Source organism: Cupriavidus sp. 30B13 (genome assembly GCF_049059565.2).
Lineage (GTDB): Bacteria > Pseudomonadota > Gammaproteobacteria > Burkholderiales > Burkholderiaceae > Cupriavidus.
The window spans coordinates 3382043-3406622 of record NZ_CP188223.1 but is presented as its reverse complement, the minus strand read 5'-3'; the positions used below and the strand labels follow the sequence as shown (position 1 = coordinate 3406622).

Annotated in this window: 20 protein-coding genes and 3 pseudogenes; 12 read left to right on the top strand and 11 right to left on the bottom strand. The window is 57.0% G+C overall.

Features of this window, described 5'->3' with window-relative positions; genetic code table 11:
* Positions 1-49: 49 nt before the first annotated feature.
* Positions 50-352: pseudogene (locus ACKI2N_RS15655) on the bottom strand (TolC family protein); the annotation flags it as partial.
* A gap of 417 nt (positions 353-769) precedes the next feature.
* Here ACKI2N_RS15655 and ACKI2N_RS15650 point away from each other — a divergent pair.
* Complete coding sequence (locus ACKI2N_RS15650) at positions 770-1552, top strand: hypothetical protein (protein ID WP_420993634.1); 783 nt, start codon at positions 770-772, stop codon at positions 1550-1552.
* The gene (locus tag ACKI2N_RS15645) at positions 1549-2172 is read left to right on the top strand and encodes a hypothetical protein (protein ID WP_420993635.1); all 624 of its coding nucleotides are present in this window, start codon (positions 1549-1551) and stop codon (positions 2170-2172) included. The genes ACKI2N_RS15650 and ACKI2N_RS15645 overlap by 4 nt, the downstream gene beginning before the upstream one ends.
* 248 nt (positions 2173-2420) lie before the next feature.
* Here the strand turns inward: ACKI2N_RS15645 and istB are convergent.
* A pseudogene (istB, locus tag ACKI2N_RS15640) lies at positions 2421-3219 on the bottom strand (IS21-like element helper ATPase IstB).
* Positions 3209-3400: pseudogene (locus tag ACKI2N_RS15635) on the bottom strand (IS21 family transposase); the annotation flags it as partial. The pseudogenes istB and ACKI2N_RS15635, both read right to left, overlap by 11 nt.
* A gap of 343 nt (positions 3401-3743) precedes the next feature.
* On the opposite strand from ACKI2N_RS15635, the gene ACKI2N_RS15630 reads away from it, so the two are divergent.
* From ACKI2N_RS15630 to ACKI2N_RS15590, 9 genes are all read left to right on the top strand, one after another.
* Positions 3744-4223, top strand: coding sequence for a hypothetical protein (locus ACKI2N_RS15630; protein ID WP_420993636.1), 480 nt, complete (start codon positions 3744-3746; stop codon positions 4221-4223).
* 3 nt (positions 4224-4226) lie between these two features.
* Complete coding sequence (locus ACKI2N_RS15625; protein ID WP_420993637.1) at positions 4227-4715, top strand: DUF7665 family protein; 489 nt, start codon at positions 4227-4229, stop codon at positions 4713-4715.
* Entirely contained in the window at positions 4663-5178 is a 516-nt protein-coding gene (locus tag ACKI2N_RS15620; protein ID WP_420993638.1) for a hypothetical protein, read from the top strand. The genes ACKI2N_RS15625 and ACKI2N_RS15620 overlap by 53 nt, the downstream gene beginning before the upstream one ends.
* Positions 5179-5186: 8 nt before the next feature.
* Positions 5187-6554 carry a hypothetical protein gene (locus tag ACKI2N_RS15615; RefSeq protein ID WP_420993639.1) on the top strand — a complete coding sequence of 456 codons (1368 nt, stop codon included), beginning with the start codon at positions 5187-5189 and terminating at the stop codon, positions 6552-6554.
* A 61-nt stretch (positions 6555-6615) separates the two neighbouring features.
* Complete coding sequence (locus tag ACKI2N_RS15610; protein WP_420993640.1) at positions 6616-7344, top strand: hypothetical protein; 729 nt, start codon at positions 6616-6618, stop codon at positions 7342-7344.
* Between the two features lie 111 nt (positions 7345-7455).
* Positions 7456-8646 carry an AAA family ATPase gene (locus ACKI2N_RS15605; RefSeq protein WP_420993641.1) on the top strand — a complete coding sequence of 397 codons (1191 nt, stop codon included), beginning with the start codon at positions 7456-7458 and terminating at the stop codon, positions 8644-8646.
* Positions 8647-8667: 21 nt separating this feature from the next.
* Positions 8668-11265 carry a S8 family peptidase gene (locus ACKI2N_RS15600; protein WP_420993642.1) on the top strand — a complete coding sequence of 866 codons (2598 nt, stop codon included), beginning with the start codon at positions 8668-8670 and terminating at the stop codon, positions 11263-11265.
* Between the two features lie 21 nt (positions 11266-11286).
* Positions 11287-12753 (top strand): S8 family serine peptidase, encoded by a 1467-nt coding sequence (locus ACKI2N_RS15595; RefSeq protein WP_420993643.1) that lies wholly within the window; start codon positions 11287-11289, stop codon positions 12751-12753.
* 12 nt (positions 12754-12765) lie between these two features.
* Entirely contained in the window at positions 12766-12978 is a 213-nt protein-coding gene (locus ACKI2N_RS15590) for a hypothetical protein (protein WP_420993644.1), read from the top strand.
* Positions 12979-14055: 1077 nt separating this feature from the next.
* Here ACKI2N_RS15590 and tnpC read toward each other — a convergent pair.
* The 3 genes from tnpC to tnpA are packed head-to-tail and all read right to left on the bottom strand — an operon-like array spanning position 14056 to position 16352.
* Positions 14056-15594: an IS66 family transposase gene (gene tnpC / locus ACKI2N_RS15585; protein WP_420993645.1), complete on the bottom strand. Its 1539-nt coding sequence runs from the start codon at positions 15592-15594 to the stop codon at positions 14056-14058.
* A 30-nt stretch (positions 15595-15624) separates the two neighbouring features.
* A complete protein-coding gene (gene tnpB / locus ACKI2N_RS15580; RefSeq protein ID WP_420993646.1) occupies positions 15625-15972 on the bottom strand; it encodes an IS66 family insertion sequence element accessory protein TnpB in 348 nt (115 codons plus the stop codon).
* Complete coding sequence (gene tnpA, locus ACKI2N_RS15575; RefSeq protein ID WP_420993647.1) at positions 15969-16352, bottom strand: IS66 family insertion sequence element accessory protein TnpA; 384 nt, start codon at positions 16350-16352, stop codon at positions 15969-15971. The genes tnpB and tnpA overlap by 4 nt, the downstream gene beginning before the upstream one ends.
* A gap of 308 nt (positions 16353-16660) precedes the next feature.
* Here tnpA and ACKI2N_RS15570 point away from each other — a divergent pair, with 308 nt between their 5' ends.
* Positions 16661-17092 carry a hypothetical protein gene (locus ACKI2N_RS15570; RefSeq protein WP_420993648.1) on the top strand — a complete coding sequence of 144 codons (432 nt, stop codon included), beginning with the start codon at positions 16661-16663 and terminating at the stop codon, positions 17090-17092.
* Between the two features lie 245 nt (positions 17093-17337).
* Here ACKI2N_RS15570 and ACKI2N_RS15565 read toward each other — a convergent pair whose 3' ends face one another.
* From ACKI2N_RS15565 to ACKI2N_RS15545, 5 genes are all read right to left on the bottom strand, one after another.
* On the bottom strand, positions 17338-18219 hold the full coding sequence (locus ACKI2N_RS15565) for a glycoside hydrolase family 6 protein (RefSeq protein ID WP_420993649.1): 882 nt from the start codon (positions 18217-18219) through the stop codon (positions 17338-17340).
* A 409-nt stretch (positions 18220-18628) separates the two neighbouring features.
* Complete coding sequence (locus tag ACKI2N_RS15560; RefSeq protein WP_420993650.1) at positions 18629-18883, bottom strand: DUF1272 domain-containing protein; 255 nt, start codon at positions 18881-18883, stop codon at positions 18629-18631.
* Between the two features lie 162 nt (positions 18884-19045).
* Positions 19046-19846 carry an isocitrate lyase/PEP mutase family protein gene (locus ACKI2N_RS15555; RefSeq protein ID WP_420993651.1) on the bottom strand — a complete coding sequence of 267 codons (801 nt, stop codon included), beginning with the start codon at positions 19844-19846 and terminating at the stop codon, positions 19046-19048.
* 93 nt (positions 19847-19939) lie between these two features.
* On the bottom strand, positions 19940-21409 hold the full coding sequence (locus ACKI2N_RS15550) for an efflux transporter outer membrane subunit (protein ID WP_420993652.1): 1470 nt from the start codon (positions 21407-21409) through the stop codon (positions 19940-19942).
* Positions 21406-24579, bottom strand: a complete 3174-nt coding sequence (locus ACKI2N_RS15545) for an efflux RND transporter permease subunit (RefSeq protein WP_420993653.1) — start codon at positions 24577-24579, stop codon at positions 21406-21408. The genes ACKI2N_RS15550 and ACKI2N_RS15545 overlap by 4 nt, the downstream gene beginning before the upstream one ends.
* Position 24580 lies beyond the last annotated feature (1 nt).

Sequence of the window (24580 nt, the reverse complement as noted above, 5' to 3'; positions counted from 1 at the left end):
GCCGCACCGATCAAAGCCAGGCACTAAGCGGCAAGCTTCAGTCGTGGGTTCATTTGAAGTCCTTGGTGGCAGGTTCGGGCAGTGGCGTCAAGAACGTCAGTTCGGCCCAGAGCCTCGTCGTGCGTTGTTCCAGGGTTAGCCGTTCCAGTGCAGTATCGATGGCGCGGTGATTCGCTTCCGCCACCGCCAGCAGCGAACCCGTGTTAGCGCGATAGGCTGTCAAGGCAGCTTCCGCCTGCGCATTGGCCAGCAGCAGAGTAGCATCGTCATAGCGCTTGAGGCGTTCAAGGTTGCGGCGCAGTTCCGCGACGCGCGCACCAGCGACTGCGTCGGTATTGCGCTGGATAATCTCTCTAGTGCCCGCGCATACTAGTGGATGAAGGTCCAGGCACCTGCTCCGTCAAGGCTACCAAAGCGGCTAATAGTCAACCTCGTCAGGGATATTCTCCTGTAGCGGTACATCGCCGAAACCGTGAGCAATCTCTGAGCCCGTAGAAAATAATCTGACATCATGCCCATCGGGCGCTTCAGATGCTGTCCTGCTCCTCCCAGCCGTGTTCAAACTGTTGGAGCATGGCTCTAGCTTGAGCAGACTTCTCCGCTTACTACCGTGTTCCCACCTGACGCGCCTATGTCTCGAACATCTGTACATTCCCTTGAGCAGCGCTCAGAGGGGGGAGGGCCAAGCAAAAAAATATCTCTCAACCACTTTCCGGTTTTTTGAGTGCCCTCCTATCTAGGAAGTAGAGGCAGGCGAATCGGAGGATACATGCCCAGGAAACTGACCAAAAAAACGGTTCATGGAACCCCCATGCAGCGTTTGCCCGCGACTGAACAGGAACTGGCGATGCTCGAGCGGCTATCTGAATCCGAACTGATCCGTCGCGTTAAGGTGATGCCACGGAAATCCGCAGGGTCTATCCAGAGTGAGTGTTTGCTCGCTCTGGCGCGCGATGCGCAGCGCGAAGGACGACGCGCATTGCTGAACCAACTGGTTGATACGCTTATGCGGCGTGTAACGCCCCGCGTCCGCTCGCTTTTGCGAGCGAGAGGCGTCGGAGCAGAGCAAGAGGCCGCCGAGAACGTGATGGGCCGGTTTGTGGACATGTTCGCTAGTGATGCGAGTGGCCACGGCTGCGAAAGGCTGGATTTCTACGAGGTGCTTTTCGATAACGCTATCTGTGCGCTGGTGTCGACTGAAAGCAAGCGCATGCGTATCCATCAGTCGAGAATCGTCCCGATGTGTGAGCGTGAAGACGACGAGGGCAACGAAATGGAGGGCACGCTGGCCGATGGCAAGGTTCCCCAGATGCCGCTCGGCCTAAGTCAGCCTGAACGAGGCGTCTTCACAGGACAGGTGCTCGATGCGTTAGCGAAGCTCCCGGCGGACGAACAGGAGGTCATGATCTATACGATTCTTGGCCTCAAGAGCGAATCGCTCGACAAGGAGGAGTCGACGATTTCGACCCTATGCCAGGTCGACAGCAGAACCGTGAGAAACCGCCAAAAACGGGCCCGCGAGAAGCTCGAAAACTTAAGGAGTGAAAATTGAACGCACAATCCAAGCATGACACGCTAGAGGAAGTCCTGCTGCAGTTCTCGACGGAGCAGGACCTGCCGGACGAGCGCCTGTTGAAAGCGTACGTCAGCCAGTATCCGGAGTTCGAGCGCGAGCTCTTGCAATGCGCTGCAGTGCTGGTTCAGGTCCGCTTGCGGGGCGACACGGAGCCGGTCCTGGCGCACGATCCGGTTGCGGAATGGGCGATCAGCCGGTTTCACAACCTTCGTTTTGGAGCGCAGGCAGCAGCTAAGGCCGAACCGAATGTTGTAGCTGCAGGGAATCCCATCGCACGACTCGATTCGGGAGGCTATAGTGAATTGATGACACAACTCGGCGTCCCATCCTCTTTCATTAAGAAGCTGCGCGATCGGCAGGTGCTTCCTAACACGATCCCAGCAGCATTCGTGAAAAGACTCGCCCGTCTCCTGGCAATATCGATTTCGGAGCTTGAAGCGCATTTCAGGGCGCCCCAGCAATTCGTGCGTCTCGCTTTCGCCCAAAGCTCGGCGGGTTCAGAGCCGCCAGAGTCATTCGCGGACGCGCTACATTCGTGTGGTCTTGATCAGGAAAGCGCTGACCGACTGCTATTGACGCTGTCGCAGGACGAGTGATGCCAATGATCACAGAATCAGGCAGCTCCCTATGTAATCCGTTTGTGAGGCCGTAAGATAGATCCCGGTGCATTGAATGGTTTTTACCCTAGCTACCGACTGTCCGTTCACTTCAGGATGAAGTCACTGGTAGCAGTCGTTCCCGGTCAATGCATCCGGTGTCTTTCAGCAGGTTGTTGATTTCCACCGGATACTGACCCAGTGTTTTCATCTAAATTTTACCCACCCCACAGCGCGCTTGACCCTACTCAGGTGAATCGATTCAGGGTGATGGCATGGCCTTTGCGCTGGCCTTCCTGGTAGACGCGTTTTTTCTCTACGGTGCTGCTGTTACGGAAGCGCCGCGAGTCATTCCCTGTCTCCACAATGTGGCAGTGGTGGGTCAGGCGGTCTAACAGAGCTATGGTCAGCTTGGCGTCTCCGAACACGTTTGCCCATTCCGTAAAGCTCAGGTTGGTCGTGATGATGACGATGCTGGTCCGCTCGTAGAGCTTTGAGAACAGATGGAACAGCAGGGCACCGCCGGTCTGGGTAAAGGGCAAGTAATCCTACTCATCCAGAATCACGGCATCCATATACATTAGGCGATGCGCTAGTTGGCCGGGCTTACCCGCCGCCTTCTCCGCTTCGAGCTGGTTCACCAACTCGACTGTCGAATAGAGGCGCACTCGCTTGGCGTGCTGCTGGATAGCCTCAATGCCCAGCGAACTGGCCAAGTGGGTCTTCCCGGTACCGGGCCCGCCGATGAACACTATGTTCCGCGCCGAGTCGCAGAAGCGCAGAGTGTGCAGCTCCCGCACCAGATTCTCGTCCACAGAGGCTTGACTGAAGTCGAAGCCTGCTAGGTCTCGATGGGCAGGGAAGCGGGCTGCTGCCATCTGATAGGCGATGGACCAGCCGGTCGGCGGTCTCGGCTTGCAGGAGTAGGTCCATGAACCGCTCTGGTTCGAAGCCAGTATGCCGAGCCTGGCCAAGCAGTTCTGGCCAGCTTCGCGCCATGCCGTGCAGCTTGAGGGCTTTGAGTTGAGCAACGGTCTCATTCGACATGGCCGTCCTCCGGTTGATGTACCGAGCGCAGGCGCTCATACCGGTGGACGTTGGCGACTGGCTCCTCTTTCAACCTGAACGACGTCTGCACTCCATCCGTCTTATCCCTGCCAGCAGTCTTCAGTCGGGCAAGTACGTTCAGTACATGGTCTGCACTTGGCCGGCCGGACTCGAGCGCCAACATGTGGGTCAGTTTTTGATGAAAAATCTCAGCTTAGGTGGGTCAGTTTTGCATGGTCATCAAAGTGCCATATCGGTCGCGGAACCCGATCCATATTCGCAGGCCATTCGCTAACAATCTAGTCGAAGGCATCAACGATTGCCTCAAGCCGTTCAAGCGCGTGGCCCACCCCGCCCACGATGGCCATTGCTCCCCTAACGATCTAGGACGTCTTCCCCAGAGATGCATGGAAGACAAAAATCTGACGATCTTGCTTTCCGCTTTTCCCGTCAGATTCCGATCTCTCAAGTACAGGGCCGGCGAGAACGCTCGCCAGTGCCTAATTCTTTGAGGGTTGTCAAAAATGACTATTTTTGTCCAAAAGCAAAGCGCTACTCAAGTTTACGCCATCGAGCAGTTCGACGGTCTGAATCTCAAGGTTTTCAAGGAACTCTTGATCGGCAACGATATGGAAATCGAAGAAGTCCTCGTGTTCGAGGAGGGCGGCGATGAGCCGATCACGGAAGAAGCCTTTCTTGCCCTGCTGAAGAAAAAGCAACATCCGAAAGTCCATGTCCATCGCCACCTCAAGGTCGAAGTACTTGTGTACTTCAACGGTCAGGAGGCGAAGCATCAATTCTCACCCTCAAAGACGGTAGCAGCTGTTAAGGCATGGGCCGATGAGAAATTCCGTGTCGACCCGTCGCATGCTGCGGAACATGTTCTTCAACTGCATGGCACATTGACACGTCCTTCGCCGTCGACTCATATCGGTTCTCTCACGCAAGGTCATGCATGCGTGGTTGCGTTCGACCTCGTACCGAACGAGCGGATCCAGGGGTAAGACATGAGCACGGCGACCGACACCCTTTCACCGGACCACCGGGCATTCTCCGTGAGTATCGAGCAGCCGGTATTCCGCATGGGCGTCGCTGACGGGCGATGGAACCTCATCAGAGTCGAGTGGCCCATCGCCCTGATCGAGGTCTCGGCGTCGGTTGGCACGTTCGTTCTGCGGTTTGAACTTTCTGGATATCCCGCGCAACCACCCACCGCACAGTTGTGGGATGTCAACGCGAACATGAGGCTGACAGACGCACACTGGCCTCGCAGCAAGGGCGGTCGAGTCGGGGAGGTGTTCCGACTTGATTGGAACGCTGGCACCGCGCTCTACCTTCCTTGTGACCGCGTAACTATCGCGACCCACCCTGGATGGATTGCCCAGATGCCCGCCAAACTGTGGCGGCCAGATGGATCCATCGTCCAATATATCGAGGCAGTCTATGAACTACTCCATTCGGCGGACTTTACGTCGCCTCTGGTCGCCGCAGCATGAGCTTGCGTGTGACATGTTCGTGTGGCGCAGGTTGTTGCGCGGCTTGCGCGAGCGGGGAGCTGGCCACCGGGAAAGTGGTGCTTTTCTACTAGGCTCAATAGACGATACCGCACGGGTCATTAGCGACTTCGTGCTGTACGATGACATTGATCCCCATGCGCTCGACAAAGGCTTCGTGCAGTTGAACGGTGCAAGCATGGGAAAGCTGTGGGCGTACTGCCGCCAGCGGAATCTGCAGGTTGTGGCCGATGTTCATACGCATCCCGGCGGGCCGGAACAGAGTGAATCGGATCAGCTCAACCCAATGATTTCCGTCATCGGTCACATCTCGCTGATCGTGCCGAACTACGCGCAGGGAGAAGTGCGACGTGGCTCGCTGGGCCTCTATCGCTATCTCGGTGGCCGACAGTGGCACACGGTCGTGAATACAGACAGGGTTAACTTTTTCTACGTCGGCATCTAGGTGGCACTATGACCGAAACCATCAACAGCGAAACCGTCAACCGAACGTTGAAACAGCTCGTCGACAGCGGACGTGCGAAAACCTTCGAGGAAGCAGAGGCGATACTCGATGGCTACAGACTTCAGCTCCACATCGACGCGAACCATGCGCGACTGCAGCACGGACAGATCGCCGCGCTCACAGCGGTAGAGCTGGCCCGACGTGTGTTTCTCGGTGGGGTCTACGTATCCGTCGAACTGGATGCGCCAGCCCACCCGTGTATCGGGCACACCGGTACTCTTGTAGACGCATTGCTGCAGGCAGGCGCGAAGATCGGTACGCCAGGGCAGACCCCGGTAGTATCGATTGGCGAGACTACGGGCGTGCTGGCGTCGGGCTTTCACGTGAGACTGGTTACCTGCGGCTGGCGTGCCGGAATCGCTCCCGCGAGCGACCATCCAGGCGAAGTGAAAGGCTACGTCATGCCGCTCGCGTCCGTCGCCGCTGCAGCACTCGCCGTAGGCGAGGCATTCCTGTCTGTGAGCGGGATCTCGCCGCTCGCCGGCAGGCGGACACTCGGCATTTCTCTTTGGGATCCGGCCACACCCGCGTGGGCCTCCGCGGCAAGCGACGGGCCACCGCTCACCTATCTGCCATCCGACATTTGGATGCTTGGCCTTGGACATCTTGGGCAGGCGTACGCTTGGTGCCTCGGCATGCTGCCATATGACACGTCGGCAACTTCGAAGGCACGAGTGATCGTCCAGGATACGGATTCCGTATCGAAGTCGACGGAAAGCACGTCGGTTGTCAGCCGCCAGACAGATGTGGGACGCCCGAAGACGCGCGTTGTCGCGAGCTGGCTTGAGGAAAGAGGATTCAGCACCCGACTTGTTGAACGACTATTTGAGGGGGATACACGGCGCGGAAAAAGTGACCCCGGAGTACTGCTATGCGGCGTCGACAATCCGGTGGCGAGACGTCTGCTCGATACGGTCGGCTTTCCCTTCATCGTTGAAGCTGGACTTGGAAGTCGCTTCGACGATTTCCAGTGTGCACGCATTCATACCTTTCCGGGCTCGCGGGCGGCAGTCGATGTCTGGCCGCTAAGGCAGGAGCGCGCGAAGGAGGCTCCAAACGGGGCGTATGACGCTTTGCTTCGGGAGGGGCGCCTTGATCAGTGTGGCGTAACGACGCTCGCCGGTAAGGCCGTAGGCGCAGCGTTCGTCGGCGTCTTTACTGCAGCACTGGCTATGTCCGAACTGTTGCGGGTGCTGCACGGCGGCCATGCCCACGACGTCATCGATATCAATCTCTTTGACCTTGAGTACCGTAGCGTTGTGCCAAATCGAACTGACTTCGCGAGCCTGAACTCGGGGTTCGTAGCGGCGGCGTGATCAATCCGTGACGCCGTTAGGCGCAGGGCAATTTCCAGTTAACCGGAATAATGGACGAAAAATGAGTAAGTTCCAGAACAACGTATTCAACGTTAAGGGTGATCGAAACACATTCGGAGATAACAGTGGAAACACGTCGATCTCCAATGTGCGTATCACAAATATCCGGCCGGGCGGGGAGCGACCGGTGGGTTCGACAGATATGCCCGCTGTGCTTGTCGGCGCGTTCGCTGTTTCAGTTCTTTTTGCGTGGCTGTACCTGAAGCACTTCGAAACCGTGCATCTTGTGTTACGTGTGGGTTTCCTGACGAGCGTAGTCCCCGTCCTGATCGCCATCGTTGCCGCCGCGTGGCAGGAAGAAGGTGCGAAGCTAAAGGTTGCTGTCAACGGATTGCCAGTAGGAATGTTAAGTATTGCTGGGCTTTTTATGATGACGAATTTCAACGACCGGATCTCTCCGGACCTCCTGTCGTTTGCGCAGCAGGTCAGCGCTGTTGAGATGTGGAGCAGACTGTCTGCCGACGGGTGTCGCGTGGTTCTCGAAGCCGAGGGAGCCGTGATTTCCTGCGCGTTGGCCCTCCTCGTGACTGTTCTCGTGTCGCTTCGCACTCTGATTGCGCAAACGTTGTCGCCGACGAATCTTCTTTCTCGCTTGACCGCACGATATTCGTCGGTATTTGGAGCAGCGCTCGGCTCCCTCTTCCTTGCGCTGGCATGGGGCCTGTCGAGCGGGCGCGCCTACGAGCTGTGGACTGCGCTGCAATTGACGCAGGCTGTCGCTGCCCACTAGTCTTGGCGGTGAAGCCGCCGTCGTGGTGGCCTCACGTCTGCTGGGATAAAGTACTTGACGAAGTTGCACGGTTTGTAGTGTTATTTGCATCTTTTGCAAGAAAACCTGCACGTGAAACGCCAAAAAACGATTCATTTTTCGCTTCTCACCGATGTATGCCGCGCAGCGATCTCGGACAATGAGAGCTCCCGGTCGCTCGTGTCACGGCTGTCGGAGATCGTCGCCGAGAGGGGAGACCCGGATGGGGGGGCTATTATTCGAGCGCTCCTCGCAGAGAGCAACGCGACGGCACCTGGCGACACCGAGGCTGCTGCGCCTAATACGCTCGAGAAGGACGCGATCTCGATCGCCCTGCCCGGTGAAAATCTGACGCGCGCGTCGCGCATTCCCGTGGACCGAGAGACGGCAGCGCCACTAGCAAGTGTCCTGTATCGTGACCACCTGCCGTCGGCCCCTCCCATTCTCGCAAGCGAGCTTCATGCAACCCTGGAGTCATTTGTAGCCGAATGGCAGCGATCTGCCGAGCTACTTCAGGTAGGCATCCAGCCCGCGAGGAGTTGCTTGTTTTTTGGCGAGCCGGGAACCGGTAAGACGCAGCTTGCGCTCTGGCTGGCCTCGAGGCTCGGTCTCCCAGTCATCCTCGCGAGGCTTGATGGGCTGATGTCATCCTTCCTTGGTACGACATCGCGGAATATCGGAAACCTTTTCGCCTTCGCAAACCGCCATCGGGCTGTGTTGCTGCTTGACGAAGTCGATGCGATTGCGAAGCTGCGAGATGATCCGAACGAAGTCGGTGAGATCAAACGCGTCGTCAATACCCTCTTGCAGAATATCGACGAGCGCGCCGCGCACGGCCTCACTTTCAGTATTACCAATCACCCGCAACTCCTGGATCCTGCCGTTTGGCGTCGTTTCGAGATTCAGATGGAGCTGCCGAAGCCCGGTACGGTAGAGCGGATGTCGATAATCCGAAAATATGCGATGCCTCTGGAATTTGCCGCAGGGGAGCTGAAGTTGATCACGTGGCTGTTGCAGGGCACGTCCGGAGCCGAGGTCGAAGACTTTGTACGATCGATCAGAAAAAGCTGGGTGCTTCAGGGGGCAACGATCGCGCTTGTTGAGCGGCTGAGAATGATCGCGTACACGCATGCAGCTCGGATTTCCAAAGTGAACCTTGCTGAAATTTCAAAACCGGACAGGGAAATCGCTGGACTCCTTGCTAACTGTTATAATTTTTCCGTGCCTGAATTGGCTCAGGCGTTTTCTGTTAATCGGACAACAATAGCTCGTTGGTTAAATTGATCCTGTAATTTCGGGGGCGACATGGCTGCAGAATACCCACTTCTCTACGTCACAAATTCGAAGAACCTGAGAAGGGAGCGCGTTGTCAATCCAGGAGGCAAGAAAACAGATTTCTTTGCTGACCGCGATAACGAACTGGCAGCTCACAAGGCGCGCATCTCCTCGGAGATTCAGCAGGTACAAGCGGTCTTGCATCAGAGTGCACAGCGTTTCTGTTCCTCTGGATTCGTCAAGGTGACTCTGCAGGAGAAGGCCTGGGCGAAAACTCATCGGCCCGTCAAGCGGTTATTTACACCGGACGAGAATCCTGTTGTTGGGAACAGCGACATTGGCGAACTGATAGTCAAGGTAAGCGCCACGTCCCTTGAGCGGGTTCGTTCAGACGTTGATGGCATCGAGCCTGAAACGCGGAGAAAGCGGGATCGTAGGGGGCGGATCGTTCTTGACACTACGCGCGCACGCTCCGAGGTTGGCGCAATTGAGCAACTGAGTCTTTGGTCGGTCGGCGACCGTAGCGTGCCCGATGCGAGGCTAGCGATCGAGGTATTCGAGGAGCATCGGCTTGCGCCGATGTACTCGGTCCAACTGTTCGAGTCGGTTGCGAGTCTTGCTGCTCAGGGCGTGCCGCGCGTGAAGGGTGATAGTCCAGCGGCGTCGTTCCTCAAGACTGTGAGAGAGCTCGGGCAAAAAATTGGCGTTTACCTTGTCTTTGGCGATGAAGAAGGTTTGGTGCCGAGCGTGTATGTTGGACTGACGGACAGTCCAGGTTTTGCCATCATTCGCGGTGCGAAAGACTTGAAACTGGTCTCAGAACACTTGCGGGAGGACGGGAGTCTGAATCCGTCGGACCATTTGCAGCTTTTGGAACTCCTTGGCGCGCACCCGAATGTTCGTCGGGTTTCGGTGCCGACGGTTTTTGCAATCGACAAGCAGGCTGGGTTCACCGAATCTGCGCTGGGAGAACAGCGCCTGAGGCGAGGGCAATCGGATGCGCCCGCTTTGGTGCCACTGAATCTTCCCGCGCCGCAGCAGGGCCAGGCTTATCCTATGGTTGCCATCGTTGATGGTGGCATTTCTGCACAGTTCAAAGACTGGGTGGTTGGTCGGTACACGGAGATCGACGAGGACCATCGGGACCTGACACATGGGTCCAATATTGCTGGATTGCTAGTAGGGGCCGACTCGTTTAATGGGCAATATATGGGCCGGCTTGAACAAGACGGATGCTGGCTTATCGATATAGTCATGCAGCCAGACAAGGATAACGTCCACGCTGGCGACTACTATGCCAATGGATCGGGTCAGTTTCTTGACCGGCTCGAAACTATAGTTGCACATGTGCGGCAGGAGCATGGAGTTCGGGTCTTTAATTTCAGCCTGAACAACCAGATAATGGTCTCAACACGCCAATTCAGCGAAGAGGCAACGCGTCTCGATGAGATCGCCCGCAAACATGACGTGTTTTTTGTCATCTCGGCCGGAAACGCTCGTGAAAATGATGCTCGGCCGGAGTGGGATCGGCGTCCTTCTTACGCGGCCGCGCAACTCATCGAATCCAAGATGGATACATTGTACGGACCGGCCGATTCGCTGCTCAACATATCGGTCGGGGCTACCAATGGTCATGGCGTTCCAGGTTGTCTACCGGACGCGCCAGCAAGGTATAGCAGGCGCGGACCTGGAGTGCGGGGGTCGATCAAGCCCGACGTCTGTCAGATTGGCGGGGCGGCGGGTGATGGGGAGTCTACAGGATTGCATACAACCAACAAGGTTGGCAATCGCGTCTCGGTCCAGGGGACCAGTTACGCCACCCCGCTTGTCGCGAAAACGCTTGCAATGCTGGATGCTGAACTCGAGGGAACAGCGCCAAGAGAAGTGTTGCTGGCGATGCTGCTACATAGCGCGCATTTGAAAGCGCCGCTTTCCGGGCGGTCGGTAAAGCGTTATGCGCGAAATCTCGTTGGCTTTGGATTTCCAGCATCCAGCGAAGATATCCTAACTCTCGATCGGCATACATTCGGTGTCGTCGTTGCTGACTCGCTGCATATAAAAGAGAACACGATCATCGATTTCAAGTGGCCTCGCGCGATGGTCGGTCCGGATGGTTCCTGCCGCGGCAATGCTCGCCTCACACTTGTCTATTCACCGCCGGTTGACTTTCGATACGGCGCTGAGGCCGCGCGGATTATGCTCGAGCCGTCACTTCGCCAGGCAACACTCGGGCCGGTCAACAACGAGGATGAGGACGAAGAGCAGCTTGTGGACGGAAAAACTCGGTATGTCTCACGTGTCAAGCCGGTACATTCATACGGATTGAAGCGCACCTCCAGGGAGGCGTCATTGCTGGTCGATGGCTTGAAATGGAGTCCGGTGAAGGTCCTCGAAGGACAGCTAAAGGGGGTTGGTCAATCATCTGACTGGCGTTTAACTGTCAACTACATTGCACGTGACCAAGCCGAATTCCCGGAGGAAGGGATAGCGTTTGCGGCTATCCTGACGATTTCGGATCCGGAAAAGCAGGCGGATGTATACGACGAATTGCGCCAAGAGTTAATCGCGGGTTCAGCGTTGCAATTGAATGACATCCGCACGGCGCTGCGGATCAGGCCACGTGGCTGAAATACAAACTGAGGAGGCAGTGTGAACGAGGTGGCAGCAAAGTATGTTGTGCGCGTACGGCGTCGCGCAGAAGGCATGCGTGGATCTGGTTTCTGGCAATCGTCCGCGAAGCCGCGAGATCCGCTTGCAGATGCGTTGACTGCGGTAACAGGGTCCATCGAAGGCATGATTCCCGTCGAGCGAGGAGCCCTTGATTCTGACGTGGCGCTTGTTGAGGTCACAGAAGACCAGCGTGCAGCGATCGAACGCACTGGTTCACGAGTAGAGTTGTACCCGCTGAAGGCTTATTCGCTTATCGCGGGCATCGACAGCGCCCTGTTGGCTAGCATCACGGCCAGTGTGCCTCCGGCTCCGCTACCGCCAGCCAACACCTTTCAAATCAAGGTCACTGACCAAAACGGCACTCCAATTGCCGGCGCAAAGGTCCGGCTTATTCTGCCTATCGGCGGTTCAATTCACGGAATAACCTCTGCCCTTGGGGATGTGGCGATTTCCGCACCAGTGGGCTTTGCCGATTGTGTAGTCTCGACGTTCTCGGATTTTTGGGCCGCGTTCGAGCCTGCGTTGTATGCGGCAAATGGCCTGAAGACTGTTACCTTGCAAAAGCTTGATGCTGCATTTGCAGATTGCAAAAAGCATCACTACCCCTCGGTTATGAGTCGGGGCGGACGCGGTGTGCGGGTCGCCGTTGTAGATACGGGCGTGGATCAGCACAAGGACCTGCCAAATGTTGGGAAGCGCACCACGGTCGTGGCGAGTCCTCCGTACAATCTGGTCAATGACAATGGCATCGGCCACGGTACTCACGTAGCGGGAATCATCGGCGCGAATGGAGTGGTCTGCGGAGTTGCTCCGAACGCCCAGTTGCTGAGCTATCGGGTCTTCGAGCAGGATAGCGGCAAAACCGACAACTACCTCCTGATTCAGGCGGTCCTCGCAGCCATGCAAGACGGTGCAGATATCATCAATCTGAGCGTTGGAGACGTTGATAGCGATCCCGGACTGGAATCGGCAGTGGAGGATGCGGCGGCGGCAGGTGTCCTAGTTGTTGCGGCATCAGGCAATTTCGGTCAGCCACAGGTATGCCACCCTGCTGCGCATCCAAAAGTAGTATCCGTCGGAGCGGTTGGTCGTGCGAACACATTCCCCGCCGGCACGATTCATGCTTGGCTGTCGAGGCGAGCGCACGGCACGGATCCAGATGACTTTGTCCCTGCTTTCTCAAATTTTGGGAAAGTAGATCTGGCTGCACCGGGAGTTGGCATCGTATCCACGATCGGCACAGACGGCTATGCCGCGTTGGATGGAACATCCATGGCGACCCCGGTGATCAGCGGGGTCGCGGCCTGTCTGCTGTCGGATGAGCCCACGCTAACCGGCAAGCCTCGGACACCGGAACGCCTAGCGGAACTGCTGAAACTGCTCTACGCTAAATGTGATGCACTGGGATTCGCCAAGCAGGATGTCGGCGTCGGCTTACCCAAATGAATGGGGGCTCTCATGAGCACTTACGTCTTATACTTTAGAGGCCCGGGCGCGGCGCCTCAAAAAGATATCGAGCAGATTCTTGAGCATAAAGGCGTTCATGTGATCGATCATTCGTCAGCGAAAATGCTACTCTTGGAGAGCGACAGTGACGCATTCCTTCAGGATGTATCCCGTATGAAGAATTGGGTGGCGAGTCGAAAAAAGGAATATCATCTGATTGGCTAACGGTGCGCAATATAGCAGATCATTCGCATCAGTCGCCAAATACAGCCGGGAGGCTGTTACGCGCATGTGTTGTAGTCCTATCGGTGAGCATATTTAGTGGACCAAGCCTCGCGTTTGTTTAGCAGCGCCGAGGATCCCACGTCGAGTTGGTCGACTGTGATTGTCTACATGGAGCGGAAGGGATAAAGGCTGAAGGACGCATGAATTGCCGTGATATGACATGCGCCCGCGAGCAAATTGCCAAGGTCTCCCTCAAGTGTCGTGATCCCTTCTAATCCACTCAGCCGCTCAGCGGCCGCACGTATCGAATCTTGTACTTGGGCCAGGTGGTCACCGGGCACACTGGCAAGGCTCACTTAACTAGCGGCCGCATTGGCCAGCTCCACCACTTCGACTGATTGGCGCTGACATCCCGCGGGGCTGGTAGCAAATCTATGGAGATTCGCCTGCGGACGTCGTGTCCGAAGCGATTCGTGGCTGCTTCGCCGCCATAGAGGATGAACTAATAGTCGCCATCAGTGGCCGGAAAGCAATCCAAGTCCCGCTTGGCTCTACCCTACCCGGGTCATCGAACTCTTTTTGGATGCCGCAGCCGGCAAAAAACCGACGGCGTATCTGGATGCCGTCTTGACCCGCTATTAATTTGTTTTGGCGAGTTGCGCGCGGAGGCGATTGTTCTCAAGCTTTAGATCCAAGATCAATGCATCTGCTTCGACCAATAGCGAAAGCGCATGATCGCGCTGAATCCGAAATTCTTCCAGTTTCTCGTCAAGAGAGCGACGCCTCGCGATTCGCTCGGTTGTAGACATACCTTTCTTGGGTCGAGAGGCACCCGCTTGTTGCTCAACCCACTTTTGAATCTCCGCTACTAAGCTCGGATATCGCGTCTTCCTTAACGCAGTTGGGTCCCTTCCTGCTTCCCTCGCAACGTTGTTTTGCGTTACGGGTGTCCCTTTGTTCATTCGCTCTGGAGCATCTTTCTTCAGCCGCTCAAAGGCTCTGCGAAAGGACGTAAGCATCCGGCCATCATCGTCCTTGACGACGGTCGGCGAAGCCAGGTCGTGATGCTTGATGGAGTTATGGCGTTGGCGCGTCGAGGGTCGCCAACTCGGCAGCGACGGCCCAGGGCAGCAGCTCGTCGATCCGGTTTATCGGATGATCGGCGATGCGGCTCAGCACATGGCGCAGGTACGCCTCGGGATTGAGGTTGTTGAGCTTGGCGGTGCCGATGAGGGTGTACATTGCGGCGGCTCGCTCCCCGCCGCTGTCAGCTCCCGCGAATAAAAAATTCTTTCGGCCAAGGGCGACGGCGCGCAACGCGCGCTCGGCGCTGTTGTTGTCGATCTCCAGGCGCCCATCGTCCGCATAGCGCGTGAACGCGTCCCAACGCTTGAGCGTGTAGAGGATCGCCGCCGTGGTGTCCGACTTGCGTGAGAGCTTGGGCGCGGTCCCTTCTAGCCAGGCCTTGAGCGTTGCGAGCCGAGGTACGGCCTCGCGTTGCCGGATCTCGCGCCTCAGGTCCGGTGGCTGCCCTCGGATCTCGCGCTCGATGTCATAGAGTTCGCCGATGCGCGCCAAGGCCTGTTCGGTGACGGCATTGGGCCGGACCATATGCAACTCGTGGAACTTGCGTCTGGCGTGCGCCCAGCAGGCGGCTTCTTGCACTCTGCCTGTTTCATAGACCGCGTTGAAGCCAGCGTACGCATCGGCTTGCAAGGTGCCGGCGAAGGATCGCAGATGATGTTGAGGATGTTCACCCTTGCGATCGGGCGAGTAGGCGAACCACACCGCGGGTGGCGCGGCATCAGCCGATGGCCGGTCGTCCCGCACATAGGTCCACAGCCGTGCCGTCTTCGTCTTGCCATTGCCAGGCGCCAGTACGGGGATCGGCGTATCGTCGCCGTGCACCTTCTTGCCACCCATTACATAGCGTTGCACCGCAGCCACCAGCGGGCTGAGCAATGCCGAACATCCGCCGACCCAGTCGCCCAGTGTCGACTCGGGCAGGTCGATCCCTTCACGTTCCCAGCGAACGCGTTGGCGATACAGCGGCTGGTGGTCGCAGAACTTTGAGACCAGTACATTGGCCAGCAGTCCCGGGCCGGGGATGCCACGATCGATGGGACGGCTGGGCGCGGGCGCCTGCACGATGCGATCACAGCCGGTGCAGGCCAGCTTCACGCGCCGATGTCGGATGACACGTAGCCGTGCAGGGACGAGTTCGAGTTGTTCGGAGATGTCTTCGCCAAGGACTTTGAAGGCACCACCACATGCGCAGCACGTGGTCTCCGCCGGCGTGTGAATGACGTCTTCGCGTTCCAGGTGCGCAGGTAGCGGGTTGCGTCCACCGTTGCCACGGGCAGTGTGCGCGCGAGGTGCACTTGCCGCAGCGACGCCTTCATCGGTCTGCAGTTCTTCGAGCTTGAGTTCGAGCTGCTCGATCTGCCGGTCCAGCTTCTCGGACCGATGGCCGTACTGTAGGCGCCGGAGCTTGGCAATCAGCAGCTTGAGGTGCTCGATCTCGATCGCGTGATCTCGCAACGCGCTATCGCGCGCAATGATCATCGCCTTCAGGGTGGCGATGTCATCGGGAAGCGTGGCGGGATCGGTTTGCATGCTCCGCAGTGTAGGAAGCGGCGCAGCAGTTTACAAGGCGAGTGTCGGTCGCCAGGTGCGTTCTGGCTTACGCCAGTCAATGCCTTCGAGCAGCATCGAGAGCTGCGCCGGCGTCAGGTGGACCTTGCCGCTGTCAGCCTGCGGCCAGACGAAGCGGCCTCGCTCCAGGCGCTTGGCCAGCAGGCAGAGACCGTCACCGCTCCACCAGAGCACCTTGATGAGGTCTCCGCGCCGGCCACGGAAGACAAAGACGTGACCGCTGTATGGATCTTCGGACAGGGTGGTGTGTGCCTTGGCGGCCAGACCATTGAAGCCGCAGCGCATGTCGGTGATGCCCGCGGCGACCCACACACGTGTTCCCGCAGGCAAGCCAATCATCGTAGCGCCTCGACGAGCGCGCGCAGACAGTCCACGCCGACATCGTGCATCACGATCCTGCCCTTGGCCAGATGAAGCTCAACGGTCGCTATCGCTCCGGTGCACGAGGCCACTTGCGAGGACGAACTGCCTATCGGACCGACGCATGCTGGAACGAACTCCACGCCCGCCTGCGCCATCGGTCCATACGTGCCTTGCTCGTACTCGCGACGCCATCTGGCCAGTTGGTTGTGGTTCAGATCGTGCTCGCGCGCAAAGCGCGCCAACGACATCGTCGATGACAGTAGCGTCTGCACCATCCGGCATTTGTACTCCGCCGAGAAGCGGCGCCTTGGCTCCCGACGATAACGATCTTCCTGATCCTTAGCTGACTGCGACATAGGTCCCTACTTATCGATAGGTGGGGACCTATTGTGCTTATCGATGCTTCAGCGTCTAGACGGTGCTGACCGGGCGCTTACGCTGCAGGCGATGCTGACGCAGCTGCTGCGGCTGCCGAACGACATCTCAGGAACGCTGCACATCGACTCGATATGTATTTAAAGGAGTAGGAGACGCTTTAGGGAAGAGGCGATCCGGGCAATGGTCAAGAAAAGTGAATTCTGTGTTCACAGCCTGCGAATAGATATCGCGGCACAATATGGTGGCCGTCCCAATATCCACTCGCACATCGCGGCAGGAGGCCAACATGAGTAGCGCAAAGGAAAGATTCTTCCAAAGTCTCGTGAATTATGACCAAGTAGAAGTAACGGGCCATGACGCGGTACAAAAGTTTCAGAATGCAGTCGAGGAACTTGGCAAGCTAATTGGCGCTTGGCTAGAGGGGAGGATTCAGTTAAGCGTCTCGGATGCTCGTACACTCTGTGACCAAGAAAATGTTCTGACGAAGTCGTACACGCTTCGGTTCAAAGACAAGCACGTATCGTTCGTCCCGCTACATGTACGCGCCATCGGTTCCGCTGGCGTCATCGGGGTGAAAGGCCTGCGATACGACGCCCAGCTGACACTGAGTTCGAACGGAGAATGGTGGGTGACTACCAAGAAATTTGGCGAGCACGACGGGGTGCGCCAGCTCTTGGACGAAGAAGGGTTCTTTGCACTTCTCGAAGACGCTCGATGAAATGGAGCGCAGTCTCTGAAGAAAGCTCATGCTGCCTAGATCCGCCTTGGGATACGCCTTTCATTGCGCCCCAAGGCTCTTCGACAATTTGGCATACGCACTTTGCGAACGTTTGTGACCATTGTGGGATGCCGGTGTCGCGGCAAGACCTGGAAGCTTTCGTAAGTGCAGGCTTCCAGGCTGAGCGTCAGGCGAGGCGCGAAGAGTTCAGGCGAAAGTCCCCAGCCTAAGAGCTCGATAAAATCTTACGACATGCCAAGCAGTCGTTTGGCAAGTTCGAGGTCGAAACCACCTGCAGATGTCTTACTGTTACGGTCTCCGTCAGATTCACCCGGCCGCTTGATCCACAACTGACCATGAAAACCGTCGACCGTCAATGATGGTTCATCACCGAGTCGCGCACCCAGTGGGTTGCACCAAGCATCCTTGCCTGTAAGATCGACGACTGCGCCGTTACGACTGCAATCAACGATCACTGGCAATTCTTGTGACGCGTCCGTCCTAAAGATGATTCGGCGTGCACGCTGGAGGCAGGCCTCGGTAGACCTGAAATTCGAAACGTTCAGTGCCAAGCCCGTCACGCGGTCCAGAATCCTTTCGCCGTCCAACCAAGTCATGAGTTTGGCTTCATCTGGCCAGTCCGAATGACCACAATCCAGATAGACATCGGTGTTCTGAAGGCGCGACAACTCGTCTATCGCATGAATAATCAACCTCGTGCGCCAGGCTTTGTCGTTTGCGTCGAAGTCATCATTTAGCATATCCGGTACAGCATCAGGTTCGACGATGACCATTACCTGCTTGTCATCGATGAAATCGCAAATCCGCTTAATATAGTCTCGATATTCTTGCTCGCTACGAGCCCCGCCGGATGAGTATTGTCCGCTATCATCGCGCTTTGGAATGTTGTACAAGACAAGCACCGCAATTTCATTCGCTGCTGCAGCTGCTGCCAATTTATGACCGAGATATTGAATTGCAGCTGTGCTGGTGAGCCAGATCGCCTGTGGCGCCTTGGCGATTGGCTCCAAGAACGCCGACTCTTGCGTATTGCTCATCCACCTCGCATATGCTTGGGACGTAATATCAAGATAAAGCGTTTTAATACGAATCTTCTTCTGCAGCATGACGATGACCGAGTGACTAGAGACTATTGCATCAGATTGTAGCCAATAATCTTATCACGTATCGCGCAGCGAATATTGCGTACCGTGACGATGAATGCGGCTAGGTCTTTCGTTTTCAACGAGGTTGCGTCCTTCGCGATGCGCGTCGCTCCCCGGCCATTCTGGATACGTCGGCTTCGGGATATTCCCGCTCGATGGACGCGAGCGCCTCCGTCTCGGATTCGAAGACAGAGGCACGCTCATGATGCCAAGCTTCTGCACTACGATAACGAAGTATCGTCCGCCAATAGGTCTGCTCAGCACGATACGTAGAGATGACCTAGTGGCCATGGAATAATGCCTGCTTGGGAGGCAGTATTCGCAAAAGCCATCGACTTTACGCGCTGCTCGTCGCAACCTAGGCAATCCGTCAGCCTTCTTTTGGTGATTCGGTATTCGTCGGCTTCCAGATGCGTTCGATAGAGGCTGGATATTTTTCGAGGAGCTCTGCAGGCCTAACAGGCCGCGGAGCAAAGTTGCCGCTGCAGTTGGGGCATTTATGGTTCAGAACTCCGTCTGCGCACTCTCTACAAAACGTGCACTCGAAGCTGCAGATCACTGCGTCGGCAGAGTCGGGCGGTAAGTCCTTGTTACAGTGCTCACAGTTTGGGCGAAGCTCAAGCATTGTTTGTCTCCAAGTTGTTATGGGAGGAGGGGCAGGCGGCTTGCCAAAGAAGAAAGGCAAGCTGATTCAGAATCAGTCGGCCACTTAGGTAAGTTTCGTGTGCTTGACGCTATCTGCTCTGGCTCCAAGCACACACCCTGGCGGCTCTGTATTGAGCGAGACCTAACCCATGAGCTCCTGAAGTTTTCCGTACGGCATGGCATTCGCACTTAGTCCAAGACGGCCGGATTTGAGGAATTCTTGTGCGAGTGCCTCGGTCGTGCCAAAGCTGACCTGCGAGATCCCCGAGCCGGCGCTGAGACGACGGACGTTCAGTTTCGCGAGCGCAAACACATCCGGTAGCCCGGGCCACGCCATGACATTGAGAGGCAGATCAATCTCGCTCACGACCTCAGCAATTTGTTCGGGCATCAAGATTCCTGGAAGAAAGAGGCCATCCGCTCCTGCCTTCGCATATATCTTGGCGCGACGGATGGACTCTTCGACAAGTTTGGCCTTGGGAGCTAAGCCAGCAAGAAACACATCCGAGCGAGTGTTGATAAACAGACTCGTGCGACTCTTGGCAACTGCAGTTGAGATAGCCTCGATTTTGGAAGCAAGCACTGACGGATCATCGGTTCCGTCCTCGATGTTGATGCCCGCAATACCGAGGTCTACCAGTCGCATGATATTGTCAGCTGCAACCTTTGGTTTGTCCGAGTAACCATTCTCGACATCGACTGTGAGAGGGACGCTAAGTACACGCATCATTCGCTGCACCGCGCCCACAGTTTCCTCGATGGGCAACGTCCGACCATCGATATATCCAAGAGACCAAGCTACGCCGGCGCTGGTAGTGCCCACAGCTGCTGCGCCAAGATTTTCAACGATGCGTGCAGTACCCGCGTCCCATGCGTTTGCGAGGATTAGGGGCAAAGGGTTGGCATGCAGCTTACGGAAGGTATCTACAATTTTCGACATCATTCACTCCAGGTTGATGGCGCACAACGGCGCCATGCCAGATAGTTGAGGGAGAGAAGCTGGACCAAGCCGCCTTCTCCGTCCTCGGTCTTAGAGTTAGCTAGCTTTCGCCACATTGGCAGGAGGAGGTTCCCATCCGCCACCGAGCGCTCGATATACGCCGACTGCAGCTCTCGCAGCATTCGCCCGATTCGCATCTAGCTCATCGCGCGCAGTTAGCAATTGCCGGTCAGCATCGAGAACGTCGGTCAAGGTAATGGAGCCAGCCTTGTAGGCCTGCTCAGATAGGTCGCGCGCCTTCAACAGCGCTTGGACTTCATCACGAAGCTGGACTACATGGATCTCCGTTTGCGTGAGTGTCGTGAACGCGTTCTCAACGTCTTCGGCAGCGCGCAAAACAGCTTTGCGATAGAGCGCCAAAGCTTCTGCGTTCGCCCCTTTCGCCTGTGCTACTTCAGCATCTACCTTGCCGAAATCGAACAGTCTCCAGCGCAAGGCTCCGCCGCCAGTCGCCGTGAACGCCGAGGAGGTGAAGAGCTTGCCAGCGTTCAAACTGTCAAATCCCAGTGCTCCAGACAGCGAAATCTTGGGGTAGTAATCCGAAATCGCTACGCCAATCCGCTCGCTGGAGGCAGCCAGACGGCGTTCTGCAGCGATGATGTCTGGGCGCCTCCGAAGAACGTCTTGTGGCTCGGCATCAGCAGGCACGCCGGGAACAGCAGGAATCTCGCTTTCAGCACCGAGTTCCTGGGCGTATGTGCCTGGTTGCACCCCCATCAGAACGTCGAGTCGATTGAGCTGTTGTTCCAGGCCGATGCGTAGAGCCGGCACTGAGGCCAAAGCATGCTTCAGTAGCGCGTCCGCCTGCGCGACCTCACGTCCTTGCGCCGCGCCAGCGTTGTAACGATCCTTGACCAGGCCCAGCAGGCGCTCATCCGTTTCAATCTGCTTCCCGGCAATAGCCAGTCGAGCTTGATAGCCGCGGATCTGGAAATACGCGTCCGCTGCATCGGCCGCAACAATCACGCGAGTCCCTGCATGGTCGGCCTCGGCCGCGATGGCTTCATACTCAGCGGCCGCAGTCCCGCGACGCAACCCGCCAAACAGGTCAATTTCCCAGCTTGCGGCAGGGCCGACGGTGTAGAAGGGCGTGTTGCGCTTGAACCCAGGGCTCCCGGATGCGACAGAGCCAAGAGGACCACGCAAGCTCTGGTGCGTGTAACCGGCCGCAGCATCGAAATCAACGGTGGGCAGAAGCTGCGCGCCTGCGCTGCTTGCCACAGCTCGCGCTTGTTGCACACGAGCTATCGATGCTGCCAAGTCCAGGTTCTGCCCCAGAGCACGCTGCACGATGTTGACCAGCATCAGGTCGTTGAACCCATGCCACCAGTTTTCCAAGGACGGGGCGGAAGCGGCCTTTCCAGCCGCCGCTGCCGTGCTGTGGAATGCAGCCAAGTCGTTCTTCGGCGCTGTGTAGTCAGGGCCTACTGCGCAGCCAGCCAACAGGGCGGTCAACAACAGAGTACCTACTGCTGTCTTGGACAGCTTCGAAGGGATGCGGATCATGCTGACCTCCCAATACGGAACCGGCTCAGAACACCCGATACAGCCGGGTTGTTACGGACGCGGTGAATCATGCTGTAGAAAGCAGGGGTAAACATCAGGCCGAATATCGTCACACCCAGCATCCCGAAGAACACCGCGGTGCCCAGCGATTGGCGCATCTCTGAGCCTGCGCCGGTTGCTACAACCAGAGGTGCGACACCTGCGATGAAGGCGAACGATGTCATCAGAATCGGGCGCAGACGGGTCCGAGCCGAATGCACAGCTGCATCTTCAGCATTGGCGCCGTCTTCGTCTTGCCGTTGCTTGGCGAATTCCACGATAAGAATCGCGTTCTTCGCCGCTAGCCCAAGGAGCACCACGAATCCAATTTGAGCCAGGATGTCGATCGGCATATTGCGCAAATGGAGGCCAGAGGACGAAGCCAGCAAGCACATCGGAACAATCAGCACGATGGCCAGAGGCGTCTTCCAGCTTTCATATTGCGCGGCCAGCACCAGGAACACAAACAGTGCGGCAGCCGCGAAGATTGCAATCGTTGGAATGCCGTGCTGTTGTTGCTGGTATGCCAGGTCGGTCCATTCGAAGCCAATGCCCGGAGGCAGTACTTCCTTGGCCAGCTCTTCCATACGCTTCATAGCCGTACCGGATGCAACACCAGGTGCTGCGGCACCCATCACCTCTGCGGCAGGGAACAGGTTGTGGCGCGGTACTCGATACGGAGAAGTCTGATCCTTAAACGTCGCTACTGAGCCGATCGGCACCATCTCTCCGTCCGCATTGCGAACCTTGAGTCGGGCGATATCTCCGGGCGTCTTACGGAACGCTTCATCCCCTTGAGCGAGCACCTGATAGGTGCGACCAAGGTAGTTGAAGTCGTTCACATACTGCGAGCCGAGGTAGAGCTGCAGCGTCGAGAAGACGTCGGTAGTCGTGAGGCCAATCTTTTCAGCCTTGAGACGGTCAATATCGGCATAGATCGAAGGCGAGCCAGCGTTGTACAGCGTGAAGACACCACCAAACGTCTTATCCTTGTTAGCTGCAGCAACGAGAGCGTTCGCTGCCTTGGCCAGCGCCTGAGGCCCCAGTCCATCGCGGTCCTGGAGCATCATCTTGAAGCCGCCTGCGGCACCTAGCCCTTGAACTGCCGGCGGCTGCACGACGATGACGTAAGCGTCTTTGATGACAGACAAGCGTTCCCGCAAAGTCTGGACCATCGATGCAGCGGTCACCCCCTTCATGTGCTCGCCATAGAGCGAAGGCAGAGACGTAAAGATCGTCCCAACGTTCGGCGACACAGTCGACGTCGTGACATCAAAGCCAGTGGTAGGCGAAGTATGCGTAACACCAGGGGTGTTGAGGGCAATCTCGTTGACTTCGCGAACGACCTTGTCTGTGCGCTCCAAGCTCGAGCCAGGCGGCAACATGACGATGACAGCCAAATAGCCGATGTCCTGTTCTGGGATAAAACCCGTGCTCATACGGGACATTTGCAGGCCAGTAAGACCGATCAGACCAACATACACCGCGGCAACGACCACACCAGCGCGGACCAGACGAGCAGTCACCTTGCCGTAGCGATCCGACAGCCATTCGAAGCCGTAGTTGAACTTCCCGAAGAATAGACGGAAGAATGCGCCGATGCCGTGAGCCTTTGCATGAGTATGGTCATGCGGCTTCAGCATGACTGCGCACAGAGCCGGGCTCAGCGTCAGCGAGACGAAGCAGGAGATGACCGTCGAAGCGGCAATCGTGATGGCGAACTGCTTGAAGAAGAGGCCAGAGATCCCGGAGATGAAGGCCGTCGGCACGAACACTGCGCACAGCGTCAGCGCAATGGCAATCAGCGCTGTCGAAACTTCGGTCATCGTCTGGTGCGCTGCCTCAAGCGGCGACATACCAAGACTCATGTTCCGCTCGACGTTCTCGACCACCACAATGGCGTCGTCTACTACGATCCCTACCGCCAAAACTAGCCCGAATAGGGATAGATTGTTCACGGACATTCCAAGCGCAGCCAGAACCGTGAAGGTGCCGAGCAGCGAAATCGGGATAGCAATCACCGGAATAATCGTTGCTCTCCAGCTCTGGAGGAAGATGTAGACGACGCCGACGACTAGGATGATAGCGATGAAGATGGTCAGAATGACTTCATCAATGGAGTATGTAACGAAGTTGGTCGGATCATAGATCTTGATATAGTCGACGCCCGGCGGGAAGTCCTTCTTGAGTTCCGCCATCTTGTCCCAGACCGCGTGCTGCACTTCCACCACGTTGGCATCTGGCGTGGCAATGACCCACCACGGTGCAGACACGTGGCGATCAGCATAAGCTTTCGATCCATAATCTACCGAGCCAAGTTCGACGCGACCTACGTCGCGGATGCGAGTAACGCGGCCCTTATTGTCGGACTTGACAATGATGTCGCCAAACTCTTCAGGGGTCGTCAAACGGCCAAGCGCTTCAATGTTGACTTGGTATGCTGCGCTATTTGCGACAGGAGGAACATTCAGCGCACCCGCTGAGACTTGAGCGTTCTGTGCACGGAGAGCCGCCATGATTTCGCTCGCGCTGATGTTGTATGCAGCCGCCTTATCCGGATCGACCCAGATACGCATTGCATAGCGCCGTTCACCTAAAGCCCAAAAGTCTGCAACGCCTGGGATTCGAGCGATTTCATCACGGACTCGAAGCATGTAGTTGGACAGATACTCCGCGCTACGCGAGCCGTCAGGCGAGTAGACATGCACGCCAAGAAGCAACGCCTGGATCGTCTTCTTTACCTGGACACCCTGGAGCTGAACTTCCTGAGGCAGTCGCGACAATGTGTCCTGTACACGGTTGCGAGTCAGCATCAGCGCGGTATTCGGATCCGTGCCAATCTTGAAGATGACGGTAATGGTGAGCAAGCCATTGCCGGTCGACTGGCTGCTGATGTACGACATGTTTTCCACGCCGTTGATGGCTTGCTCAAGCGGCGTAGCCACTGTGCGAGCGATGGTTTCGCCTGATGCACCGGGGTACGTCGTCGTGATCTGGATCGTTGGCGGGACAATGTCCGGATACTGTGCGACCGGCAGCGTTGTCATGGCTGCTAAGCCGAATAGCACCAGGAAAATATTGAGCACTGCGGCGAACCGTGGATGGTCAATAAAGAAGTGAGCGAGCTTCATG

Excerpts from the sequence above, each read along its gene's own strand:
- ACKI2N_RS15630 (WP_420993636.1), top strand. The coding sequence starts at position 3,744 with ATGACTATTTTTGTCCAAAAGCAAAGCGCTACTCAAGTTTACGCCATC.
- ACKI2N_RS15610 (WP_420993640.1), top strand. The coding sequence starts at position 6,616 with ATGAGTAAGTTCCAGAACAACGTATTCAACGTTAAGGGTGATCGAAAC.
- tnpC (WP_420993645.1), bottom strand. The coding sequence starts at position 15,594 with ATGCAAACCGATCCCGCCACGCTTCCCGATGACATCGCCACCCTGAAG.
- tnpA (WP_420993647.1), bottom strand. The coding sequence starts at position 16,352 with ATGTCGCAGTCAGCTAAGGATCAGGAAGATCGTTATCGTCGGGAGCCA.
- ACKI2N_RS15600 (WP_420993642.1), top strand. The coding sequence starts at position 8,668 with ATGGCTGCAGAATACCCACTTCTCTACGTCACAAATTCGAAGAACCTG.
- ACKI2N_RS15560 (WP_420993650.1), bottom strand. The coding sequence starts at position 18,883 with ATGCTTGAGCTTCGCCCAAACTGTGAGCACTGTAACAAGGACTTACCG.
- ACKI2N_RS15625 (WP_420993637.1), top strand. The coding sequence starts at position 4,227 with ATGAGCACGGCGACCGACACCCTTTCACCGGACCACCGGGCATTCTCC.
- ACKI2N_RS15650 (WP_420993634.1), top strand. The coding sequence starts at position 770 with ATGCCCAGGAAACTGACCAAAAAAACGGTTCATGGAACCCCCATGCAG.
- tnpB (WP_420993646.1), bottom strand. The coding sequence starts at position 15,972 with ATGATTGGCTTGCCTGCGGGAACACGTGTGTGGGTCGCCGCGGGCATC.
- ACKI2N_RS15570 (WP_420993648.1), top strand. The coding sequence starts at position 16,661 with ATGAGTAGCGCAAAGGAAAGATTCTTCCAAAGTCTCGTGAATTATGAC.
- ACKI2N_RS15565 (WP_420993649.1), bottom strand. The coding sequence starts at position 18,219 with ATGCTGCAGAAGAAGATTCGTATTAAAACGCTTTATCTTGATATTACG.
- ACKI2N_RS15590 (WP_420993644.1), top strand. The coding sequence starts at position 12,766 with ATGAGCACTTACGTCTTATACTTTAGAGGCCCGGGCGCGGCGCCTCAA.
- ACKI2N_RS15615 (WP_420993639.1), top strand. The coding sequence starts at position 5,187 with ATGACCGAAACCATCAACAGCGAAACCGTCAACCGAACGTTGAAACAG.
- ACKI2N_RS15545 (WP_420993653.1), bottom strand. The coding sequence starts at position 24,579 with ATGAAGCTCGCTCACTTCTTTATTGACCATCCACGGTTCGCCGCAGTG.
- ACKI2N_RS15620 (WP_420993638.1), top strand. The coding sequence starts at position 4,663 with ATGAACTACTCCATTCGGCGGACTTTACGTCGCCTCTGGTCGCCGCAG.
- ACKI2N_RS15555 (WP_420993651.1), bottom strand. The coding sequence starts at position 19,846 with ATGATGTCGAAAATTGTAGATACCTTCCGTAAGCTGCATGCCAACCCT.
- ACKI2N_RS15550 (WP_420993652.1), bottom strand. The coding sequence starts at position 21,409 with ATGATCCGCATCCCTTCGAAGCTGTCCAAGACAGCAGTAGGTACTCTG.